The organism is Paracoccus sp. MKU1 (assembly GCF_001447385.1).
In the GTDB taxonomy this organism is placed as follows: Bacteria; Pseudomonadota; Alphaproteobacteria; order Rhodobacterales; family Rhodobacteraceae; genus Paracoccus.
The window spans coordinates 22,110-43,519 of sequence record NZ_LLWQ01000162.1 but is presented as its reverse complement, the minus strand read 5'-3'; the positions used below and the strand labels follow the sequence as shown (position 1 = coordinate 43,519).

Genomic DNA, 21,410 nt, shown 5'->3' with positions numbered 1-21,410 from the left:
GTTCATCGCCCCCAGATTGCGGCAGGGTGGCGTGAAAGGAAAGGCGGTGCGATGGAATGGAGCGGCGAGGCCAGCGTGATGGCGCTGCAAAGGCACGGCGAAAGCGCCGTGATCCTGACCGTGCTGTCGGGCGAGGCCGGGCTGCTGCGTGGCCTGGTGCCCGGCGGCGCCAGCACCAGGCGTGCCGCCATGCTGCAACCCGGCAACCGGGTCAGCCTGCGCTGGCGGGCGCGGCTGGAGGATCAGCTTGGCACCTTCAGCATCGAGCCGGCGCGGGCGCGGCCGGGGCTGTTGGCCGGCGCCGATGCGCTGGCCGGGGTGAATGCAGTCACCGCGCTTCTGACCTATGCCCTGCCCGAGCGCGACCCGCATCCCCGCCTGGCCGACGCGACCGAGGCGCTGCTGGACCTGATGGATGCGGGCGGGAACTGGGCCGAGGCCTATCTGCATTGGGAAATGCGGCTGCTCGACGAGCTGGGCTTCGGTCTCGACCTGACAAGTTGCGCGGTGACGGGGACGCGCGACGGGCTGGCCTATGTCAGCCCGCGCTCGGGCCGGGCGGTGTCTGCCCAGGCGGCGGGGGAATGGGCGCCAAGGCTCTTGCCGCTGCCCGCCATGCTGGGCGGGCGCGGCAATGGCGGCATCGAGGACGCGCTGGCCCTGACCGGGCATTTCCTGCAATCGCGGCTGGCCGAGAGCCATGCGGGCAAGCCCCTGCCCCCGGCACGCGCCCGGCTGGTCGCCCGGCTTACTGCGTCGCAGCCCGCCAGCGGATGGTGACATCGGGGCCGGTCATCACCAGTTCCTCACCCTCGCGCCTTGCCTCGCGCACCGCACCGAGCGCCTGGAAAAAAGCCTGCTCGCCGCCCTCTTGCAGGCAGGCGCGGCGGGTCGTCGCCAGCGCGCCCAGGTCCAGCGCCGGCAGCGTGGCATTATTGCGGCCGGTGAACAGGTTGCAGGGCCCTTGCCCCGAGACCGCGCCGTCCTCGGCGATGCGCAGGGTGGGCGTGCCCGAGACCTCGACGCCTTCCACCGCGATCAGCGTGTATTCGCCGGGAATCTGCGCCGCCTCATCCGTTTCGGCGCCGCAGGCGGCTAGCCCCAGGGACAGGGCGAGAATCAGTTTCCGCATCGCTCATCTCCTTCCGGCCGGGTCCCGCACGGTCATTCCTTGCGATAGCCCGGCTCATAGGTCAGGTAGGTCGGCCCCTTGATGGTCAGCACGCCGCCTTCATAGGTGATGCCGTTGGCTGCCGACAGCGCCTGGAAATAGCGCGCTTCCAGCCGCCCGGCCAGCCCGCTGCAACCCATTTCCGTCCGGGTCAGCGGCCCCAGAGCAAAGGCGGGCGGCTCGGCGTTCTGGCTTGCCGAGTAGGTGTTGCAGGGCGCCCGGCCCGAGATCGAGCCATCCGCCTCGATGGTCATGCCGACATTGCGCTGCGGCACGGTGTCGGAACCGATGCCGACCAGCACATAGGGCCCGGTCGGGATATTGGCGCCCGGCAGGTCGGGCGCCGTCGGCTCGCAGGCGGCAAGGCCGAGCGTGGCGGCAATCGCCGCGGAAATCATCGGGATGCGGGTCATTGGCAGCTCCGTTATGTCCTGTTGCTGCCATAATGCCCTAACGGCCCCCGCTGTCCAGCAGGGGCCGGAATTTCATCCTAGTCCAGTAGCCTGCGTGCAATAACCTGGGCCTGGATCTCGGCCGCGCCCTCGAAGATGTTGAGGATGCGCGCGTCGCACAGCACCCGGCTGATGGCGTATTCCAGTGCAAAGCCGTTGCCGCCATGGATCTGCAAGGCATTGTCCGCCGCCGCCCAGGCGACGCGGGCGCCCAGCAGCTTGGCCATTCCCGCTTCCAGATCGCAGCGCCGGCCGTGGTCCTTTTCCCAGGCGCTGAAATAGGTCAGCTGCCGGGCGATCATGATCTCGACCGCCATCATGGCCAGCTTGTCGGCGACGCGGGGGAATTCGATCAGCGATTTGCCGAACTGCTTGCGGTCGATGGCGTAGCGCATGCCGATCTCGGCCGCCGATTGCGCCACGCCGACGGCGCGGGCGGCGGTCTGGATGCGCGCCGATTCGAAGGTCTCCATCAGCTGCTTGAAACCGCGCCCCGGCTCGCCGCCCAGCAGGTTCTCGCCCTTGACGCGGAAACCGTCGAAGCCCAGCTCATATTCCTTCATGCCGCGATAGCCCAGCACCTCGATCTCGCCACCGGTCATGCCGGGGGTCGGGAAGGGGTCGTCGTCGGTGCCCGGCGTCTTTTCGGCCAGGAACATCGACAACCCGCGCCAGTCCGTCGTCTCGGGGTCGGTGCGCGCCAGCAGCGTCATGACATGGGTGCGCTGCGCATGGGTGATCCAGGTCTTGTTGCCGGTGATGACCCAATCCTCGCCGTCCCTGACCGCCCGCGTGCGCAGGCTGCCCAGGTCGCTGCCGGTGTTCGGCTCGGTAAAGACTGCCGTCGAGAGGATCTCGCCCGAGGCCAGCGCCGGCAGCCATTTCGCCTTCTGCGCCGCGGTGCCGCCGCAGAGGATCAGCTCGGCCGCGATCTCGCTGCGCGTGCCCAGCGAGCCCACGCCGATATAGCCGCGCGACAGCTCCTCGGTCACCACCACCATCGAGGCTTTCGAGAGGCCCAAGCCCCCGAACTCCTCGGGGATGGTCAGGCCGAAGACGCCGAGCTCGGCCAGTTCCTCGATGATCTCCATCGGGATCAGCTGGTCCTTCAGGTGCCATTCATGGGCGTTGGGGATCACCCGCTCCTCGGCATAGCGGCGGAACTGGTCGCGGATCATCTCCAGATCCTCGTCGAGCCCGGTGGCGCCGAAGGTGGCGCGGCCGTGATTGTCCTGCATCAGCCGCGCAAGCTCGGCCCGCGCCGGGGCGGTATTGCCGCGCATCAGCTTGGCCGCCGCCTCGCCCGGCTGCCAGTCCAGGTCCAGGTCCGAGAGCCGGGCGAATTCCGTCTGGCTCATCGGGATGCCGCCGGCGATCTGGCTCAGGTATTCGCCCAGGCCGATTTGCAGGATCAGTGCCTCGGTCCGGCCGAGGCTGCCCGCCTCGGCCAGCCGCCCGGCCCAGCCGGTCAACTGGCGGATCGATTCGACATAGGTGGTCAGCCAGGACAGGGCATGGGCGGCGTGCTGGTGTTCCTCCAACAGCGCCGGCTGTGGCTTGCCCGAGGGCGCCACCAGCGCGCGCAGCGCCTCGGTCGCGCGGGATTGCAGGGATTCGAGCTCCGGCAGGGCCTCGGCGGCAAGCGCAAGCAGGGCGGAAGGCGTATCGGCTGGCATCGCGGGCATGTCCTTCATGGCAGACTCCTTCATGCGGCGTTGCGGCATGACTAGCGGTTTCGCAATCGCAGCGCAACTATCATGCGCAATTCAGACACAACGCGAACTAAAATGTCTCGCTGATTGCGCAAGAACGGCCCTTGCGGTGGACGGCGCGGCGCAGCAACCTGCGCCCATGTTCGGCCTCGACCCCTTTCATTTCTGGATCGCCATCGCGATCACGCTGTTTTCCGGCTTCGTGAAGGGCGCCATCGGCTTCGCCATGCCGATGATCATGCTGGCGGCGCTGGGGTCGTTCCTGACCGCGCAGCAGGCGGTGGCGGCGGTGATCCTGCCGGTGCTGGTCACGAATATCCGCCAGGCGCTGCGCGGCGGCTGGCGGCCGGCCTGGCAGGCAAGCTGGGCCTATCGCTGGCATATCGGCATGGTGGTGCTGTTCATCCCGGTCAGCGCCTTCTTCGCCACGCGGGTGCCGCAATGGCTGATGTATGCCATCATCGGCCTGCCGATCACCGTCTTCGCGCTGTGGCAGATCATGGGCCGCAGCCTGGTCCTGCCGGTGCATCACCGCCGGCGCATGGAGATCGCGACGGGCGTGATCGGCGGGCTGATCGGCGGGGTCTCGGGCATCTGGGGGCCGCCGCTGCTGGTGCTGCTGCTGTCGCTGCACGCGCCCAAGGCCGAACAGATGCGGGTGCAGGGCGTGGTGTTCTTCCTGGGCGCGGCGGTGCTGACCGTCTCGCATCTGCAATCGGGACTGCTGAACGCGCAGACGCTGCCGTTTTCCGCGATCCTGGTGATCCCGGCGCTGGTCGGCATGGGCCTGGGCTATCTGGCGCATGACCGGCTGGACGTGGCGCAATTCCGGCGCTGGACGCTGATCCTGCTGGTGCTGACCGGGGCCAACCTGCTGCGCCGCGCGCTGGAGCTTGCGGGTCCGGCGGTGTAGTCAGGGGACCAAAAGCGAAAGGCCCGCCCATGACCCCGATCCCCGATCCCGCCCAACTGACCGCCCGGCTGATCCGCTGCGCCTCGGTCACGCCCGACGAGGGCGGCGCGCTGCTGCTGCTGGCGGATGTGCTGGGCGCGGCGGGGTTCGAATGCCATCGCGTGGACCGCGAGGGCGTGCCGAACCTGTTCGCGCGCTGGGGGGCGAAGGGCGCGCGGACCTTCGGCTTCAACGGCCATACCGATGTGGTGCCGCCGGGCGATCCGGCAAGCTGGACGCATCCGCCCTTTTCGGGGCATGAGGCCGAAGGCTGGATCTGGGGCCGGGGCGCCACCGACATGAAATCCGGGGTCGCGGCCTTCGTCGCCGCCGCCATCGGTTTCGTAACCGAAACCCCGCCGCCGGACGGCGCGGTGATCCTGGCCATCACCGGCGACGAGGAAGGCCCCGGCAAGCACGGCACCCGCGCGCTGCTCGACTGGATGGCGGCGCATGGCGAGCGGATGGATGTCTGCATCGTCGGCGAGCCCTCGAATCCCGACCGCATGGGCGAGATGATCAAGATCGGCCGCCGCGGCTCGATGACCCTGCGGATCGAGGCGCATGGCATCCAGGGCCATGCCGCCTATCCGCATCGCGCCCGCAACCCGATCCACGCGCTGCTGCGGCTGCTGCACGAACTGACCGACGCGCCGCTGGACGAGGGGACCGCGCATTTCGACCCTTCGGGCCTGCAGGTGACGACGGTGGATTGCGGCAACCCGGCCTCGAACGTGATCCCGGAACGGGCGCGGGCGGCGATCAATATCCGCTTCAACGACGCGCATACGTCCGAAAGCCTCGACCGCATGATCCGCGCCCGCGCGGCGGCGATCTCGGCCGAGACCAGGGTGGATTTCGCCATCTCGACCGATGTGTCGGGCGAAAGCTTCCTGACCGCGCCCGGCCCCTTCGTCGATCTGGTCGCCGGCGTGGTGCGCGAGGAGACCGGGCTCGATCCGGTGCTCTCGACCTCGGGCGGCACCTCGGATGCGCGTTTCGTCAAGGATCACTGCCCGGTGCTTGAATTCGGGCTGGTCGGGCATTTCATGCATCAGGTGGACGAACGCGTGCCGGCCGAGCAGGTGCGCCAGCTCGCCCGCATCTATCGCCGCATCCTGGAGCGTTACTTCGCATGATCGAGAAGACCACCGACCTCGACACCTGCCGCGCCATCCGCCGCGCGGTCTTCATCGTCGAGCAGAACGTCCCCGAGGCCGAGGAATGGGACGGCCGCGACGGCGCGGCGATCCACCTGCTGGCGCGGGATGACAGCGGCCGGGCCCTGGGCACCGCCCGCATCCTGGTCGAGGGCGCGACCGGCAAGATCGGCCGCGTCGCGGTGCTGAAATCCGCGCGCGGCACCGGCGCCGGCGCGGCGCTGATCCGCGCGGCGCTGGACGAGCTGCGCGCCCTGCCCGGCGTCACGCGGGCCAAGCTTGGCGCCCAGACCCATGCCATCGGCTTTTACGAGAAGCTGGGCTTTGCCGCCTACGGCCCCGAATACGACGACGCCGGCATCCCGCATCGCGACATGGCGCTGGAGCTTTGATGATCCGCCCGGAGCTGGCCGAAAAGCTGCGCCCCTGGGCCGAGACCGGCGCGGCGCTGGCCGCGACCGCGTTCGGGCTGTGGGTGTTCTCGCTGGGCGGCTGGATCCTGTGGCCCATCGGCGCGGCGATTGCCGGGGCCTCGGCGCTCTGGGCGCTGGACGCGCGGCGGCGGATGCGGTTCCGGCACGACACGCTCGGCCCCGGCATGGTCGAGCTGGACGAGGGCGCGATCCGCTATCTTTCCCCCAACCGGCTGCTGGGCGGCGAGATCGCGCTGCGCGAGCTGGCCGAGATCCGGCTGATGCGGCTGAACGGCCGCCGGCATTGGCGACTGAAAAGCAGCGATGGCCAGGCGCTGCTGATCCCGGTCGATGCGGCGGGGGCCGAATATCTGGCCGGCGCCTTCTCGACGCTGCCGGGGATCGAGATGGGCCGCCTCGCCTCGGCTCTGGCGCCGGATGCGCCGACGATCCAAACCGTTTGGACGAGGCCCGCGCGCGCCCGCTTGACTTGAGCCGCCTGCCTTGCCACCTGTGGCGGGCAAGGCAAACGAGAGGCCACCGATGTCCATTCCCCAACAGGGCGGCGGCCCGATCGAACGTCCCGAACAGCTGGTCGAATATATCGCCGCGGGTGAGAAGCCGCGCGAGGCCTGGCGGATCGGCACCGAGCACGAGAAATTCGGCTATCGCCATGCCGACCTGATGCCCCTGCCCTATGAGGCCGCGCCCGGCCAGCCCTCGGTCAAGGCCATGCTGGAGGGGTTGCAGAGCCGCTTCGGCTGGACCCCGGTTCTGGAGGCCGGCAACATCATCGGGCTGGAGCGCGACGGCGCCAATGTCAGCCTGGAGCCGGGCGGGCAGCTCGAGCTTTCCGGCGCGCCGCTGGAGACCATCCACCAGACCTGCGACGAGGTGAACAGCCATCTGGCCGAGGTGAAGGCCGTGGCGGACGATCTGGGCGCCGGTTTCATCGGGCTGGGCGCCGCACCGGTCTGGACGCAGGACCAGATGCCGATGATGCCCAAGGGGCGCTACCGGCTGATGACCGATTACATGGGCCGGGTCGGCACGCTGGGCACGCAGATGATGTATCGCACCTGCACCGTGCAGGTGAACCTGGACTTCGCGTCCGAGGCCGACATGGTGCAGAAGCTGCGCGTGGCCCTGGCCTTGCAGCCGGTGGCGAATGCGCTTTTTGCCAATTCGCCCTTCCTCGACGGCAAGCCGAACGGCTGGAAAAGCTGGCGCGCGCATATCTGGCAGAATCTCGACGCGGCGCGCACCGGCATGCTGCCCTTCGCCTTCGAGGACGGCTTCGGCTACGAGCGTTGGGTCGATTACGTGCTCGATGTGCCGATGTATTTCGTCTATCGCGACGGTAAGTATATCGACGCGCTGGGGCAGAGCTTCCGCGATTTCCTGCAAGGCCGGCTGCCGGCGCTGCCGGGCGAGATCCCGACGCTGTCGGACTGGGCCGACCACCTGACCACGGTTTTCCCCGAGGCGCGGGTCAAGAAGTTCATCGAGATGCGCGGCGCCGATGGCGGTCCCTGGCGGCGGCTTTGCGCCCTGCCGGCGCTGTGGGTCGGGCTGCTTTACGACGCCTCGGCGCTGGATGCGGCTTGGGATCTGATCAAGGGCTGGGATGCCGAGACGCGCGAGAGCTGGCGGCAGGGCGCCGGGCTGCTGGCGCTGGATGCCGAGGTGAAGGGCATGAAGATGCGCGATCTGGCGCGCGAGGTGCTGGCGATCTCGGAAGCCGGGCTGAAGGCGCGGGCCCGCACCGGCTCGGGCGGGCTGGTCCCGGACGAGACGCATTTCCTGAACACGCTGAGGGAAAGCGTCGAGACCGGCAGGGTGCCGGCCGACGAGCTGCTGGGGAAATACCAGGGCGAATGGGCGGGCGACCTGAGCCGCATCTACGCCGAATACTCCTATTGACCAAGGGCCGGGTGATCCCCGGCCCCTTTCGCATCGGGCCTGCGCCCCGGTTCACGCCTGCGGCGCGGGCGGTTCCTTGCGGCTTTGCATGAACTGGTCGAATTCAGCCTTGTCCTTGGCCTCGCGCAGCTTTTGCAGGAAATCGAGGAATTCGCGATGCTCGTCCTCGAGCCGCTTCAGCGTCTCCTCGCGATAAGCGTCGAAGGCAGAATTGCCGGTCGGCGCCGCGAAACCGCGGCCATAGCCGTGACGGTGGTGATGATGGCGGTGGCGACAGGAAAACATGCGTTTGCTCCAGATCATGTAACCCAGGATGGCAAGGCCCAGGGGCCAGGCGGCGATGAAGGCCAGGATCATGGCGGCGATCCAGGCGCCTTTCCCGCGTTCGTCCAGCCAGTCCCGGATGCCGGCCAGTGCTGCGCCGATCCGGTCGAGGGCGGAGGGGCGCGGGGCGATGTCAGTGTTCATTGCGGTCCCTTTCCGATGTGAATGTTAATCACATTTACATAGATGGAGCATAGCCGGCCCGGTTCAAGGGAAGCGGCAGAAATTTTCATGGAAAACTTTCAGTCGGGGATCACGCCCAACCCGCGCAGATAGATCAGCGCCCCGCTTTCCAGCATGTCGCCGGCCGAGATCGGCGAGCGCGAGCCGGGCTTGCCACGGCCGAACAGCTCGACCACGCCATGGCTCAGCGCCCAGATATGGTCGGCGACCATGCCGGACGGCGGCCGGCGTCCCTCGGGCAATTGCCGGAACAGCGCCTCGGCGCCGCGCACCAAGATGCCGCGGGCCCGCTCCGAGGCCTGGGACAATCCGGCATTGCCGGCGATCGAGATGCCGGATTCGAACATGGCGATGTAGAAGCCGCGCCGCTCGGCCGCAAAGTTCAGGTATTCCTGGCCCATGCGCAGGAAGGCGGTCAGCGGGCGTGGCCGGCCCTCGTCGAAGGCGGTCTCCAGCCGGTCGGCGAACTCCTCGAACCCCTGGCGCGCGACCTCCTCCAGCAATTCCTCGCGGCCGGTGAAATGGCGATAGGGCGCGGCGGCGCTGACCCCGGCCAGGCGCGCGGCCTCGGCGAGAGTAAAGGCCTGCGGGCCGTTTTCCTCGATCAGCCGCACCGTGGCCTCGACAAGGGCCTGGCGCAGGTTGCCATGGTGATAGGAGGATCGGGCCATGTCCGGCCCTTACATGCCTTCGCCGAAGTAATCCTCGACAAGCGCGGTCAGGGCATCGGCCAGTTCGGCGGCCTGCACGCCGCGCGTGGTGACGCGGATGGTGCTGCCGCGCGGCGCGGCCAGCATCAGCAGGCCCATGATCGAATCGCCCGAGACGCTGATGCCGTCCTTTTCGACGGTGGCCTGGGCGTCGAACTGTTCGACCGTTTCGACGAATTTGGCGCTGGCCCGCGCATGAAGGCCCTTTTCGTTGATGATCGCCAGGGTACGGGTGACGGCCCCGTTGGTCATGTCATTCATGAAGCGGCACGTTTCGGAATGGGAAGCACATCGGCAGGCAGGACGTCATAGCTGTTGATGTACTTGCGTCCCGCATCCTTGGCCAGCGAGACCGCATCCGCCACCGGCAATTTGCGGGATTTGGCCAGCTTGACCAGCATCGGCAGGTTCGCCCCGTAGAGAATCGAGCGATTCCGCACCGCACAGGCCATCAACGACAGGTTGGAGGGCGAGCCTCCGAACAGATCCGTGACCACCACCACGCCGTCGCCCGCGTCCACCGCATCGGCGGCGGCGCAGATTTCGGCCTGTTTCTCGCCCCGGTCATGGTTTTCCTCGATCGCCACGGCCTTGATCCCGGTCTGCGGTCCCACCACATGCTCGACCGCCGAGAGATATTCCCGGGCCAGCCCCCCATGCGCCACGATGACAATCCCGATCAATTCACCCTACCACGCACCAGCCGTTCACCCTTGCGCCAAGGCTGTGCGAGAGGCCCGAACATGGCCATCATCCCCAGGTGCCGGCGCCTTTTCACGGCGTTCAAGTTCCCGATGTCTAATTGACACTTGCCAGCCTGCTTTCGCAAGCGCATCCGCCATTTTTTCCGCCATTGTGACAGAACGGTGTCGCCCCCCGGTGCAGCCGAAGCCGATCGCCAGATGGGCCTTACCCTCCTCCAGATGGGCGGGCAGGGCAAAAAGCACAAGATCGCGCACCCGACGGAAGAACTCGTCGAATCGCGAATCGGCCATCACATATTGCTGAACCGCCGAATCGCGGCCATCCAGCGGCCGCAATTCCCGCCGCCAATGCGGATTGGCGAGAAAGCGGCAGTCGAACATCATGTCCACCCCGCGCGGCACCCCGCGCTTATAGGAAAAGGACTGCACCGAGACGGTCAGGCGCCGCCCCGGCTCGGTCTCGAACCAGCGGGCCAGCTCGGCCTTCAGGTCATGTGGCGACAACTCCGAAGTATCGACCAGCACATCGGCCCGGGCGCGGATCGGTGCCAGCATGTCGCGTTCGGCCAGGATCGCATCCAGCGGCGAGCCTTCGGTCCGCAGCGGATGGCGACGGCGGGTTTCGTTGAACCGTCGCAAAAGCTGCTCGGTCGTGCAGTCCAGGAACAGCAGCTCGGGTGCATACTCCGGCAGCCGCGTCAGCCGGTCGATCAACTCGATCAGGTTGGCGACCGAAAAGTCGCGGTTGCGCACGTCCAGCCCCAGCGCCAGCGGCATCGGCCGCGCCGGCCCGTCCAGCAGCCGCGGGATCAGCGACAGGGGCAAGTTGTCGATGGCCTCATAGCCCAGATCCTCCAGCACGTTGATCGCCGTCGAACGCCCGGCACCGGACGGGCCGGTAATCAATACCAGCCGCTGGGCCCGTTCGTCCTGGCTGTCCATGGCGCTCATCGCCTCTGGCATGGTTCGACCTATCTCCGCAAATCCGTGTCCGCCCGTCCTGCGACAAGATATTGCAACAGTATTGATGCAAGATGAACGCGGCCGGCACCAAGGACAAGGGGCACGGACCTGCCCATAAGGTCAAGCCGGCGGTCGGGCGGCAGGCGGTCGGGCTCGGGGCGCGCCAGATCGACCGCCAGCGCCACATCCACCGGCCCGTGCGGCGCGGCATGCAGGATGCCGACGCCGCGCGCCTCGATCCGGCCGCGAATCGAATCCGGCGCATCAGCGACGATTCGCCCCCCCTCGCGGCGCAGGATGGTGCGATCATCCGCCACAAGCGTCGCACCGAAGGCCATCATTTCAAGCGCCAGCGTGGATTTGCCTGCGCCCGAGGGGCCGAGGATCAGCAGCCCCCTGCCCCGATGGGCGATGCAGCTCGCATGCAGGATCATGGCGCCCACCCCTTTTCCGCCGGCCCGAATCGCCCCGGCGACCGATACCGGGGTGGGGGCCTTTGTGACGAATTCCCAAAGCCAAGGCCACGATCCGACAAATGATTGCGCTAACTGTGTCTGATTGCGCTAACCCTGCCCATAAGTGCGCTTTCGCCCAGGAAATGCCGTGTTATAGGACGCGCAACGGCCGGTTGCCGGCCCGGAATTCTAGCAGGAGCACAGGTGCCATGACCGAACCGCGCGTCAATCCGAATTGCCGTCTCGAAGACCAGGGAATCACGGGGCTCGGCAATGTCTACTACAACCTGCTCGAACCGGCGCTGATCGAAGCGGCGATCCAGCGGGACGAGGGCAAGCTGGGTCTGGGCGGCACATTCCTGGTCTCGACCGGCGCGCATACCGGCCGCTCGCCCAAGGACAAGCATGTCGTGCGCACCCCCTCGGTCGAAGACAGCATCTGGTGGGAAAACAACCGCCCGATGGAACCCGAGGCCTTCGACCGGCTCCATGCTGATATGCTGGAGCACATGAAGGGCAAGGACTATTTCGTTCAGGACCTCTACGGCGGCGCGGATCCTGCCCTGCGCCTCGACGTCCGGGTCGTGACCGAACTGGCCTGGCATGGGCTGTTCATCCGCAACCTGCTGCGCCGTCCCGAGGCCGCCGAACTGGCCAGTTTCGCGCCGGAATTCACCATCATCAACTGCCCCTCGTTCAAGGCCGATCCGGCACGCCACGGCTGCCGCTCGGAAACGGTGATCGCACTCAATTTCGACAAGAAGCTGATCCTGATCGGCAACACCGCCTATGCCGGCGAAAACAAGAAATCGGTCTTCACGCTCTTGAACTACATCCTGCCGGAAAAAGGCGTGATGCCGATGCATTGCTCGGCCAACCACGCGCTTGGCAACCCGGACGATTCGGCGATCTTCTTCGGCCTGTCGGGCACCGGCAAGACCACGCTCTCGGCCGATCCCTCGCGCACGCTGGTCGGCGATGACGAGCATGGCTGGTCCGACAGCGGCATCTTCAACTTCGAGGGCGGCTGCTACGCCAAGACCATCAACCTCTCGGCCGAGGCCGAGCCGGAAATCTACGCCACCTGCTACAAGTTCGGCACGGTGATCGAGAACATGGTCTACGACCCCGACACGCTGGAGCTGGACTTCGAGGACAACTCGATCACCGACAACATGCGCTGCGCCTATCCGCTGGAGCAGATCTCGAACGCATCGCCGACCTCGCTGGGCGGCCAGCCGAAGAACGTGATCATGCTGACCTGCGACGCCTATGGCGTGCTGCCGCCGATCGCGCGGCTGACCCCGGCGCAGGCGATGTATCACTTCCTGTCGGGCTTCACCTCCAAGACCCCGGGCACCGAGGTCGGGGTGACGGAGCCGACGCCGACCTTCTCCACCTGCTTCGGCGCGCCCTTCATGCCGCGCCGGCCGGAAGTCTATGGCAAGCTCTTGCAGGAAAAGATCGCCAAGACCGGCGCGGCCTGCTGGCTGGTCAACACCGGCTGGACCGGCGGCGCCTTCGGCACCGGCAAGCGCATGCCGATCAAGGCGACCCGGGCCCTGCTGACCGCGGCGCTGGACGGCTCGCTGAACAATGCCCAGTTCCGCAAGGACCCGAATTTCGGCTTCGAGGTCCCGGTCTCGGTTCCCGGCGTGGATGACAAGCTGCTCGACCCGCGCCAGACCTGGGCGGACGGCGCCGCCTATGACGCGCAGGCCCGCAAGCTGGTCGGCATGTTCAGCGACAATTTCGCACAATATGCCGACAAGATCGACGACGACGTCCGCGCTGCCGCCATCGGCTGAAGCCTGACACGGGAAATGATGCAAGGGGCGGTCGAACCGGCCGCCCCTTCCGCTTGCGTCACCGCCGCATGGGGGCTTTGCGCCCCCGCCAGCCTGCGGCTGGCTCCCCCGCAGGATATTTGGGCACGAAAGAAGCATTGGCCCTTTGCGGCTTTCTCCGTTTTCCAAATACTCTGGGGGAGCGCGGAACGCGCGGGGGCGAAGCCCCCTCCTTCAATGTTGCCGCCGAACCCGGCGACGCTTCTGGGCGCGCTTGATCTCGGCCAGCCGGGCTTGCGTGGCGCGCTTGCGCATCGGCCCCTTGCCGCGCCCGCCGGTCGAGCCCTGCGGCAGCGGCCGGCCCTCGAGTTCCAGCAGTTCCAGCATCAACCCGCCCGTCAGCGGCACCGCCTCGGTCAACCGCACCGTCACGCGTTGGCCGATACCGATTTCCAGCCCGGTCTCGGAGCCCATCAGCACCTGCGCATTCGGGTCGTAGTGGAAATATTCCCGGCCGATCTCGCGGATCGGCAGCAGGCCGTCCGCCCCGGTCTCGTCCAGCCGCACGAAGGCGCCGAATTTCTGCACGCCGCTGATGCGCCCGGTGAACTCGGCCCCCACCCGGTCGGCCAGGTAGGCGGCCAGGTAGCGGTCGGTGGTGTCGCGCTCGGCCGCCATCGAGCGCCGCTCGGTTTCCGAGATATGCTGCGCGGTTTCCGACAGCATCTCGATATCCTGCGCCGACAGCCCATCATCGCCCCATTTATGGCCCATGACCAGCGCCCGATGCACGATCAGGTCGGAATAGCGCCGGATCGGCGAGGTGAAATGCGCGTAGGATCGCAGCGCCAGCCCGAAATGCCCGAAATTCTCGGGGTTGTAATAGGCCTGCTGCATCGAACGCAGCGCGGTCATGTTGATCAGCTCATCGAATTCCGAACCCTCGGCCTGTTCCAGCAGCCGGTTCAGGTGGCGCGTCTGCAAGACCTGGCCCTTGGCGAGCGTGAAGCCCGAAGCCTCGGCCACTTCGCGCAGCGCGTCGAGCTTTTCCATTGTCGGCTCCTCGTGCACGCGATAGAGCAGCGGCCGGCGCAGCCGTTCCAGCTCCTCGGCGGCGGCGACATTGGCCAGCACCATGAATTCCTCGATCAGCCGGTGCGCGTCGTAGCGTTCGCGGAAGTTGACCGATTTCACCCTTCCATCGGCGGTCAGCACGATCCTGCGCTCGGGCAGGTCCAGTTCCAGCGGCTGGCGGCGCTGGCGCGCAGCCCTGAGCAAGCCGTAGGCGTGCCAGAGCGGCCGGATCGCCGGCTCGACCAGCGGCGCGGTCTGCGCGTCGGGATTGCCGTCCGCCGCCGCCTGCGCCTGCTCATAGGCCAGGCTCGCGGCCGAGCGGATCATGCCGCGATGGAAGCTGTGGCCGGTCTTGTCGCCCTGCGCGTCCAGCCGCATCCTGACCGCGATCACCGGCCGGTCCACGCCCTGGTGCAGCGAGCACAGGTCGCTCGACAGGATATCGGGCAGCATCGGCACCACCCGGTCGGGGAAATAGGTGGAATTGCCGCGGTTCCTCGCCTCGCGGTCCAGCGCCGAGCCGGGGCGGACGTAATGCGCCACATCGGCGATGGCGACCCAGACCGTGGCGCCGCCATCCTCATGCATCTCGGCGGCGACGGCATCGTCGCGGTCGCGCGCATCCGAGGGGTCGATGGTGATGAAGGGCAGGTGGCGCAGGTCCTCGCGCCCCTTCATCGTGGCGGGACGGGCGGCATCGGCCTCGGCGATCACCTCGTCGGGAAAATCATCGGGAATGCCGTGCTGATGGATGGCGATCAGGCTGACGGCCTTGGGCGCCGAAGGGTCGCCCAGCCGCTCGACGATCCGTGCCAGCGGCAGGCCCAGCCGGCCACGCGGGCCGACCTGTTCGGCCTCGACCAGTTCACCGCTTTTCGCGCCATGGGCATCGCCGGGCCGCACCTGCCATTCCTTGTCCTGGCCCTTGTCGATCGGCAGGATGCGGCCGCCCGCCTCCGGCCCGCCGGTGGCCGCACGGAAGATGCCGACCACGCGGTGCTGCACCGTGCCGATGCGGCGGATCAGCCGGGCCTGGTAGTCGTGATCCTCGCCCCGGGTTTCGATCAGCCGGGCCAGGATGCGCTCGCCCGGCGCGACGGCCGGGTCGGATTTCAGCGCCGCATAGAGGATGCGCGGCATCGGCCCTTCGCCTTGCCATTCCAGCGGCTTGGCGAAGATATCGCCGTCCCGGTCGGGCGGCAGCAATTGCAGCACGGTGACCGGCGGCAACCGCTCGGCATCGTGGTAATGGCGGCGGCGGCGTTCCAGCAGCCCCTCGGCCTCAAGCTCCTTCAGGAGCCGCTTCAGCTCGATCCGTTCGGCGCCCTTGATGCCGAAGGCTTTCGCGATGTCGCGTTTCGCGGTGGCGTCCGGGTGGGCGGACACCCAGTCGAGAATCTCTTGCCGGGAAGGTAGCTGTGCCATGCCGCCACGCTAGCACGGCGCCAGACGGGGTGGCAGAGGCAAAATCAGGCGGCCGGCAGGCGGATGAACGCGGCGGCCTCGCGCACCACGGGATCGGCCTCGGCCCCGGCTCGGATCTGCGCCACGAAATCCTGACGCATGCGCGGCGTCCAGGATTCGTTGATATGCGCGGCCACCGCCTCGGGCGCCGGCCGGTCGGGCTGGCTGGTGAAGAACTGCGCCATCTGCGTGGCCATGCGGATCAGCTTGGAATGGTCGTGGGACATGTCGCCTCAGCTTCCGGCGATGCGCCGGGGATGGGTGTAAAGATCGAAGCTCTCGCCGCGCGCGCGGGCGATCAGGGTGATGCCGGCACGCTCGGCCCAGGCCAGCGCCAGCGCCGTGGGCGCGCTGGCGCCGATCAGGATCGGGGCGCCGATGCGGGCAGCCTTCTGCACCAGATCGACCGACAGGCGCGAGGACATGACGATGGCACCCTGCCCCCCCGACTGCCCGGCCCGGGCCAAGGCACCGGCCAGCTTGTCCAGCGCGTTGTGACGGCCGACATCCTCGCGCGTCACGGCGCGGGCGCCATCCCAGAAGGCGGCGCCGTGGATCGCCGGGGTCTGGCGGCGCAGAACCTGGCCCTGGGACAGCGCGGCCATGGCGGGGGCCACGTCCCCGGGCGGCATCGACCAGTCCGAGGCGACCGGCACGATCTCGGGCAGCGCGGCCTCGATGCTATCGACACCGCAAAGCCCGCAGCCCACGGGACCGACCATGCTGCGCCGCCGCTCGGCCAGCCGGGCGGCAAGGCCGGGGCGCAGCCAAAGCCGCGCCTCGCGCGCCGGGAAACCACCAGCCTCGACCTCGGCCTCCTCGAAGCCCTCGACATCCTCGGGCGTGGCGATTAGCCCCTCGGTCAGCGCAAATCCCAGCGCGAAGTCGCGCAGGTCCTGCGGCGTCGCCATCAGCACCGCCTGGCTCATGCCGTCGATGACGATGGCCACCGGGCATTCCTGCGGCGCGGGGGGTGGCTCGATCGAATGCCAGCCGCCCTCCCAGCGCAGCACACCGCCCGTCACGTCCCGCATGCCGTCACTCGGCTGCGGTGGGCAGGATGCGGCGGGCAAGGTCGGAATGATGGCGATACTCCTCTTGCCATTCCGACGGGCCGTTCGAGGGGCTGACCTGCACGGCCGTCACCTTGAACTCGGGACAGTTGGTGGCCCAGTCAGAATTGTCCGTGGTCACCACATTGGCCTGAGTCGTCGGGTGATGGAAGGTGGTATAGACCACGCCCGGCGCCACCCGCTCGGTGATATGTGCCCTCAGCGACGTGTCGCCCGAACGCGAGGCCACGCGCACCCAGTCGCCCTCGCGGATGCCGCGGTTCTCGGCATCCGAGGGGTGGATCTCCAGGATGTCCTCGGGGTGCCAGACGACGTTCTCGGTCCGCCGGGTCTGCGCGCCGACATTGTATTGCGACAGGATCCGCCCGGTGGTCAGCAGCAGCGGGAAGCGGGCCCCGGTGCGTTCCTCGGTCGCGACATATTCGGTATGGACGAACTTGCCCCGGCCGCGCACGAAACCGTCGATATGCATGACCGGCGTGCCCAGCGGAGCCTTGTCGTTGCAGGGCCATTGCACCGAGCCCTCGCGGTCCAGCAGATCGTAGCTGACCCCGGCGAAGCTGGGCGTGGTCAGCGCGATCTCGGCCATGATCTCGCGCGGGTGGGTATAGGACCAGGCGGCGCCCATGCGGTTGGCCAGCAGCTGCGTGACCTCCCAGTCCTCGTAGCCGTTCTTGGGCGTCATGGCGCGGCGGACCATGTTGATGCGCCGCTCGGCATTGGTGAAGGTGCCGTTCTTTTCCAGGAAGCTCGAGCCCGGCAGGAAGACATGCGCATAGTTCGCGGTCTCGTTCAGGAACAGGTCCTGCACGATGACGATGTCCATCGCCGCCAGCGCCGAGGTCACATGCCGGGTGTCGGGGTCGGATTGCACGATGTCCTCGCCCTGGCAATAGAGCCCCTTGAACCGGCCGGCCAGCGCCTCGTCGAACATGTTGGGGATGCGCAGGCCCGGTTCGGGCGACAGCTCGACGCCCCAGGCGCGTTCATAGATCGCCCGCGCCTCGGGGTCCGAGACATGGCGATAGCCCGGGTATTCATGCGGGAAGCTGCCCATGTCGCAGGAGCCCTGGACGTTGTTCTGGCCGCGCAGCGGGTTCACACCGGTGCCGGGCTCGCCGATATTGCCGGTCAGCATCGCCAGGTTGGCGATGGCCATCACCGTGGTCGAGCCCTGCGAATGCTCGGTCACGCCGAGACCGTAATAGATGCTGGCGCGCGGCGCCGCGGCATAGGCGCGGGCGGCCTTGCGGATCAGCTCGGCCGGCACCTTGGACAGTTTCTCGACCTCTTCCGGCGCGTGGCGCGGGTCCAGCAGGAACTCGGCATAGGCCAGGAACTCGTCCCAGTCGCAACGCTCGCGGATGAAGGCCTCGTCATAGAGCTTCTCGGCCACGATCACATGCGCCATGGCGGTGAGCACGGCGACATTGGTGCCGGGCCGCAAGGGCAGGTGCAGCCCCTCGCCCATATGCGGGGAGTTGAGCAGATCGATCTGCCGCGGATCGAGAACGATCAGCCCGGCGCCCTCGCGCAGCCGCTTGCGCAGCCGGCTGGCAAAGACCGGATGGCCGTCGGTCGGGTTGGCGCCGATGACCAGCGCCAGGTCGGTCTCATCGACCGAGTCGAAGTCATGCGTGCCCGCCGAGGTGCCGAAGGTGGTCTTCAGCCCGTAGCCGGTGGGCGAATGGCAGACCCGGGCGCAGGTGTCGGTATTGTTGTTGTGGAAGACGGCGCGGGCCAGCTTCTGCACCAGATAGGTTTCCTCGTTGGTGCAGCGCGACGAGGTGATGACGCCGATGGCATCGCGCCCGAAATCCGCCTGGGCCTGCCGCAGCCGGCTGGCGGCGAAATCCAGCGCCTCGTCCCAGGTGACCACGCGCCAGGGATCGGTGATCCGTTCGCGCACCATGGGCTGGGTCTGGCGCTCGCGATGCGTGGCATAGCCCCAGGCGAAGCGGCCCTTGACGCAGCTGTGGCCATGGTTCGCCTTGCCGTCCTTGCTGGGCACCATGCGCACCACCTCCTCGCCGCGCATATGCGCGTCGAAGGAGCAGCCGACGCCGCAATAGGCGCAGGTCGTCTTGACGATATGCTCGGGCGTGCCGATCTGGATCACGCTGTTCTCGATCAGCGTGGCGGTCGGGCAGACCTGCACGCAGGCGCCACAGCTGACGCAATCCGAGGACAGGAAGCTGTCCGAGGCCATCCCGGCCGAGACGCGGCTGTCGAAGCCCCGCCCCTCGATGGTCAGCGCGAAGGTGCCCTGCACCTCCTCGCAGGCCCGCACGCAGCGCGAACAAACGATGCATTTCGCCGGATCGAAGGTGAAATAGGGGTTCGACTGGTCCTTGGGCCGGTATTCCGGGTTCGGCCCCTCGGCGTCGCGGCGGGCGAAATGGTTCGCGCCCGGTTCATAGCGCACCTCGCGCAGGCCCACGGCGCCGGCCATGTCCTGCAACTCGCAATCGCCATTGGCGGCGCAGGTCAGGCAGTCGAGCGGATGGTCGCTGATGTAAAGCTCCATCACCCCCTTGCGGATCTGCGCCACCTCGTCGGTCTGGGTATGGACCACCATGCCCTCGGTCACCGGTGTGGTGCAGGAGGCCGGCAGGCCCCGCATGCCGTCGATCTGCACCACGCAAAGCCGGCAGGAGCCGAAGGCGCTGACATGGTCGGTGGCGCAGAGCTTCGGCACCGAGATCCCGGCCACGGCGGCGGCGCGCATGACGCTGGTGCCGGCGGGGACGCTGACGGGAATGCCGTCCACGATCAGGTTCACGGTGACGTCGGACTTGACCGCAGGGGTGCCCATGTCGCGGTCGGGAATGATGAAATCCTTCATTCGGCGGCCTCCTTGCGGGGCTCACGGCGCCCGCTGAAATCATCGGGGAAATGGGTCAGCGCCGACATGACCGGGAAGGGCGCAAACCCCCCCAGCGCGCAGAGCGAGCCCCATTTCATCGTGTTGCAAAGATCGGTGAGGATCGGGATCCCCGTCTCGTCGCCCTGGGCGATGCGGTCGATGGTCTCGACGCCCCGGATCGAGCCGATGCGGCAGGGCGTGCATTTGCCGCAGCTCTCCACGGCACAGAACTCCATGGCGAAGCGGGCCAGCTTCAGCATGTCGGCGGTATCGTCGAAGACGGTGATGCCGGCATGACCCAGAAGCCCCTCCTTGGTGGCCAGCTCCTCGTAGCCGAAGGGCACGTCGAAATTCCAATGCGGGATGTAGGAGCCCAGCGGCCCACCCACCTGCGCCGCCTTGACCGGCCGCCCCGAGGCGGTGCCGCCGCCGATCTCCTCGATGATCTGGCGCAGCGACATGCCGAAGGCCGCCTCGAACAGCCCGCCGTATTTCACATTGCCGGCGATCTGGATCGGGATCGTGCCCTTGGACCGCCCGATGCCCAGCTTGGCATATTCCGCCCCGCCATGGGTCAGGATCCAGGGCACCGAGGCCAGCGAGATCACGTTGTTGACCACGGTCGGCCGGCCCAGGAAACCCTCCAGCGCCGGGATCGGCGGCTTGGCGCGCACCACGCCGCGCTTGCCCTCCAGGCTGTTGAGCAGGCTGGTCTCCTCGCCGCAGACATAGGCGCCGGCACCGACCCGCACCTCCATGCCATAGGCATGGTCTGATCCCAGCACCGACTGGCCCAGGATGCCCGCCTGCCGGGCCTTGCCGATGGCGGCCTCCATCAGCCGGATCGCGTCGGGATATTCGCTGCGGATATAGACATAGCCCTGCACCGCCCCGGTGGCGATGCCGGCGATGGCCATGCCCTCGATCAGGACCAGCGGATCGCCCTCCATCAGCATGCGGTCGGCGAAACTGCCCGAATCGCCCTCGTCGGCATTGCAGACGATGTATTTCCGCGGGGCCTTGGCGCCGGCCACGGTCTTCCACTTGATCCCGGTCGGGAAACCGGCGCCGCCGCGGCCGCGCAGCCCGGATTCGGTGACCTCCTCGACGATCTTCTCCGGCCCGATGCCGATGGCGCGGCGCAGGCCGGCCAGGCCGCCATGCGCCTCGTATTCCGCGACCGACAGCGGGTCGATCACGCCGACGCGGGCGAATGTCAGCCGGGTCTGCGCCTTCATCCAGGGCAGCTCCTCGACCGGCCCCAGCGCCAGCGGATGCTCGCCGCCGGTGCGGATCGCCTCGGCGACCGAGGCCGCGTCCTCGGGCGCCACCGGCCCATAGCCGTGGCGCACGCCGTCGCGCTCGACCTCGACCAGAGGCTCAAGCCAGATCATGCCGCGGGTGCCGTTGCGGGTGACGGTGAACTCGCGCCCCAGCGCCTCGGCCACCTCGTCGGCACCCAGCGCCCGCGCGGCGGCATCCAGAGGAACCCAGACCTTCATGCGCCCGCCTCCGCCACCAGTTTCTGCACCTTGGCCAGATTCGCCCGGCCCAGCAGCCTGTCGCCCATCTGCGCCGAGGGCGCGCAGGCGCAAAGCCCCAGGCAGAACACCGGCTCCAGCGTCAGCCGTCCGTCCGGCGTCGTCTCGTGCCAGTCGATCCCCAGCGCGGTGCGCACCTCCTCGGCCAGCGCCTCGGCGCCCATCGACTGGCAGGCCTCGGCCCGGCACAGCCGCAGCACATGCCGGCCATGCGGATGGTCGCGGAAATCGTGATAGAAGCTCACCACGCCATGCACCTCGGCGCGGGTCATGCCCAGGGCCTCGGCCAGCACAGGCTGCGCCTCCTCGGGCACATGGCCCCATTCGGCCTGCACATCGTGCAGGATGGGCAGAAGCGGCCCCTCGCGGCCCTTGTGGGCGGCGATGATTTCGTCAAGGCGCAAAAGGAAATCAGCGTCGGTCGCTGGTGAGGTCATGGCTAGGTGGTCCGGGCTCTGCTGTTTTGTCCAGACTAGAGACCGA

General features: G+C 67.9%; 22 protein-coding genes. 7 read left to right on the top strand and 15 right to left on the bottom strand.

Annotated features, from left to right (window positions below; genetic code table 11):
* Window positions 1–51: 51 nt before the first annotated feature.
* Window positions 52–780, top strand: coding sequence for a DNA repair protein RecO (gene recO / locus AQY21_RS11930; RefSeq protein ID WP_058097868.1), 729 nt, complete (start codon window positions 52–54; stop codon window positions 778–780).
* Here the strand turns inward: recO and AQY21_RS11925 are convergent.
* The 3 genes from AQY21_RS11925 to AQY21_RS11915 all read right to left on the bottom strand — a co-directional run bounded on the left by AQY21_RS11925 (window position 749) and on the right by AQY21_RS11915 (window position 3,317).
* Complete coding sequence (locus AQY21_RS11925; protein ID WP_058097867.1) at window positions 749–1,132, bottom strand: META domain-containing protein; 384 nt, start codon at window positions 1,130–1,132, stop codon at window positions 749–751. The genes recO and AQY21_RS11925 overlap by 32 nt on opposite strands.
* Before the next feature lie 32 nt (window positions 1,133–1,164).
* Window positions 1,165–1,584 (bottom strand): META domain-containing protein, encoded by a 420-nt coding sequence (locus tag AQY21_RS11920; protein WP_058097866.1) that lies wholly within the window; start codon window positions 1,582–1,584, stop codon window positions 1,165–1,167.
* Between the two features lie 77 nt (window positions 1,585–1,661).
* Window positions 1,662–3,317 (bottom strand): acyl-CoA dehydrogenase family protein, encoded by a 1,656-nt coding sequence (locus AQY21_RS11915; protein ID WP_058097865.1) that lies wholly within the window; start codon window positions 3,315–3,317, stop codon window positions 1,662–1,664.
* A 157-nt stretch (window positions 3,318–3,474) separates the two neighbouring features.
* Between AQY21_RS11915 and AQY21_RS11910 the strand changes: the two genes are divergently transcribed.
* The 5 genes from AQY21_RS11910 to AQY21_RS11890 are packed head-to-tail and all read left to right on the top strand — an operon-like array spanning window position 3,475 to window position 7,783.
* On the top strand, window positions 3,475–4,248 hold the full coding sequence (locus AQY21_RS11910) for a sulfite exporter TauE/SafE family protein (protein ID WP_058097864.1): 774 nt from the start codon (window positions 3,475–3,477) through the stop codon (window positions 4,246–4,248).
* 29 nt (window positions 4,249–4,277) lie between these two features.
* The gene (dapE, locus tag AQY21_RS11905; protein WP_058097863.1) at window positions 4,278–5,426 is read left to right on the top strand and encodes a succinyl-diaminopimelate desuccinylase; all 1,149 of its coding nucleotides are present in this window, start codon (window positions 4,278–4,280) and stop codon (window positions 5,424–5,426) included.
* Window positions 5,423–5,839 (top strand): GNAT family N-acetyltransferase, encoded by a 417-nt coding sequence (locus AQY21_RS11900; protein WP_058097862.1) that lies wholly within the window; start codon window positions 5,423–5,425, stop codon window positions 5,837–5,839. The genes dapE and AQY21_RS11900 overlap by 4 nt, the downstream gene beginning before the upstream one ends.
* Window positions 5,839–6,354: a hypothetical protein gene (locus AQY21_RS11895; protein WP_058097861.1), complete on the top strand. Its 516-nt coding sequence runs from the start codon at window positions 5,839–5,841 to the stop codon at window positions 6,352–6,354. Before AQY21_RS11900 ends, AQY21_RS11895 begins: the two co-directional genes overlap by 1 nt.
* A gap of 49 nt (window positions 6,355–6,403) precedes the next feature.
* Window positions 6,404–7,783 carry a glutamate--cysteine ligase gene (locus tag AQY21_RS11890; RefSeq protein ID WP_058097860.1) on the top strand — a complete coding sequence of 460 codons (1,380 nt, stop codon included), beginning with the start codon at window positions 6,404–6,406 and terminating at the stop codon, window positions 7,781–7,783.
* 51 nt (window positions 7,784–7,834) lie between these two features.
* Here the strand turns inward: AQY21_RS11890 and AQY21_RS11885 are convergent, their stop codons facing one another.
* From AQY21_RS11885 to AQY21_RS11860, 6 genes are all read right to left on the bottom strand, one after another.
* Window positions 7,835–8,251 (bottom strand): DUF2852 domain-containing protein, encoded by a 417-nt coding sequence (locus AQY21_RS11885; RefSeq protein WP_058097859.1) that lies wholly within the window; start codon window positions 8,249–8,251, stop codon window positions 7,835–7,837.
* Between the two features lie 98 nt (window positions 8,252–8,349).
* Entirely contained in the window at window positions 8,350–8,961 is a 612-nt protein-coding gene (locus AQY21_RS11880; protein ID WP_058097858.1) for a TetR/AcrR family transcriptional regulator, read from the bottom strand.
* 9 nt (window positions 8,962–8,970) lie between these two features.
* Window positions 8,971–9,261 (bottom strand): HPr family phosphocarrier protein, encoded by a 291-nt coding sequence (locus tag AQY21_RS11875; RefSeq protein WP_058097857.1) that lies wholly within the window; start codon window positions 9,259–9,261, stop codon window positions 8,971–8,973.
* Window positions 9,258–9,683: a PTS sugar transporter subunit IIA gene (locus AQY21_RS11870; RefSeq protein ID WP_058097856.1), complete on the bottom strand. Its 426-nt coding sequence runs from the start codon at window positions 9,681–9,683 to the stop codon at window positions 9,258–9,260. Before AQY21_RS11870 ends, AQY21_RS11875 begins: the two co-directional genes overlap by 4 nt.
* A 24-nt stretch (window positions 9,684–9,707) precedes the next feature.
* Window positions 9,708–10,667 (bottom strand): RNase adapter RapZ, encoded by a 960-nt coding sequence (rapZ, locus tag AQY21_RS11865; protein ID WP_058097855.1) that lies wholly within the window; start codon window positions 10,665–10,667, stop codon window positions 9,708–9,710.
* 8 nt (window positions 10,668–10,675) lie between these two features.
* Window positions 10,676–11,101, bottom strand: a complete 426-nt coding sequence (locus tag AQY21_RS11860; RefSeq protein ID WP_058097854.1) for an HPr kinase/phosphorylase — start codon at window positions 11,099–11,101, stop codon at window positions 10,676–10,678.
* A 230-nt stretch (window positions 11,102–11,331) separates the two neighbouring features.
* On the opposite strand from AQY21_RS11860, the gene AQY21_RS11855 reads away from it, so the two are divergent.
* Window positions 11,332–12,930 (top strand): phosphoenolpyruvate carboxykinase, encoded by a 1,599-nt coding sequence (locus tag AQY21_RS11855; RefSeq protein WP_058097853.1) that lies wholly within the window; start codon window positions 11,332–11,334, stop codon window positions 12,928–12,930.
* 213 nt (window positions 12,931–13,143) lie between these two features.
* Here AQY21_RS11855 and rnr read toward each other — a convergent pair whose 3' ends face one another.
* The 6 genes from rnr to AQY21_RS11825 are packed head-to-tail and all read right to left on the bottom strand — an operon-like array spanning window position 13,144 to window position 21,364.
* Complete coding sequence (gene rnr / locus AQY21_RS11850; RefSeq protein WP_058097852.1) at window positions 13,144–15,408, bottom strand: ribonuclease R; 2,265 nt, start codon at window positions 15,406–15,408, stop codon at window positions 13,144–13,146.
* Window positions 15,409–15,452: 44 nt separating this feature from the next.
* Window positions 15,453–15,674 (bottom strand): formate dehydrogenase subunit delta, encoded by a 222-nt coding sequence (locus tag AQY21_RS11845; protein WP_058097851.1) that lies wholly within the window; start codon window positions 15,672–15,674, stop codon window positions 15,453–15,455.
* Between the two features lie 6 nt (window positions 15,675–15,680).
* Window positions 15,681–16,481: a formate dehydrogenase accessory sulfurtransferase FdhD gene (gene fdhD, locus AQY21_RS11840; protein WP_058097850.1), complete on the bottom strand. Its 801-nt coding sequence runs from the start codon at window positions 16,479–16,481 to the stop codon at window positions 15,681–15,683.
* A gap of 4 nt (window positions 16,482–16,485) precedes the next feature.
* Window positions 16,486–19,365, bottom strand: a complete 2,880-nt coding sequence (gene fdhF, locus AQY21_RS11835) for a formate dehydrogenase subunit alpha (protein ID WP_058097849.1) — start codon at window positions 19,363–19,365, stop codon at window positions 16,486–16,488.
* Complete coding sequence (locus tag AQY21_RS11830) at window positions 19,362–20,888, bottom strand: NADH-quinone oxidoreductase subunit NuoF (RefSeq protein ID WP_058097848.1); 1,527 nt, start codon at window positions 20,886–20,888, stop codon at window positions 19,362–19,364. Before AQY21_RS11830 ends, fdhF begins: the two co-directional genes overlap by 4 nt.
* Window positions 20,885–21,364 (bottom strand): formate dehydrogenase subunit gamma, encoded by a 480-nt coding sequence (locus tag AQY21_RS11825; protein ID WP_058097847.1) that lies wholly within the window; start codon window positions 21,362–21,364, stop codon window positions 20,885–20,887. Before AQY21_RS11825 ends, AQY21_RS11830 begins: the two co-directional genes overlap by 4 nt.
* Window positions 21,365–21,410: the final 46 nt, after the last annotated feature.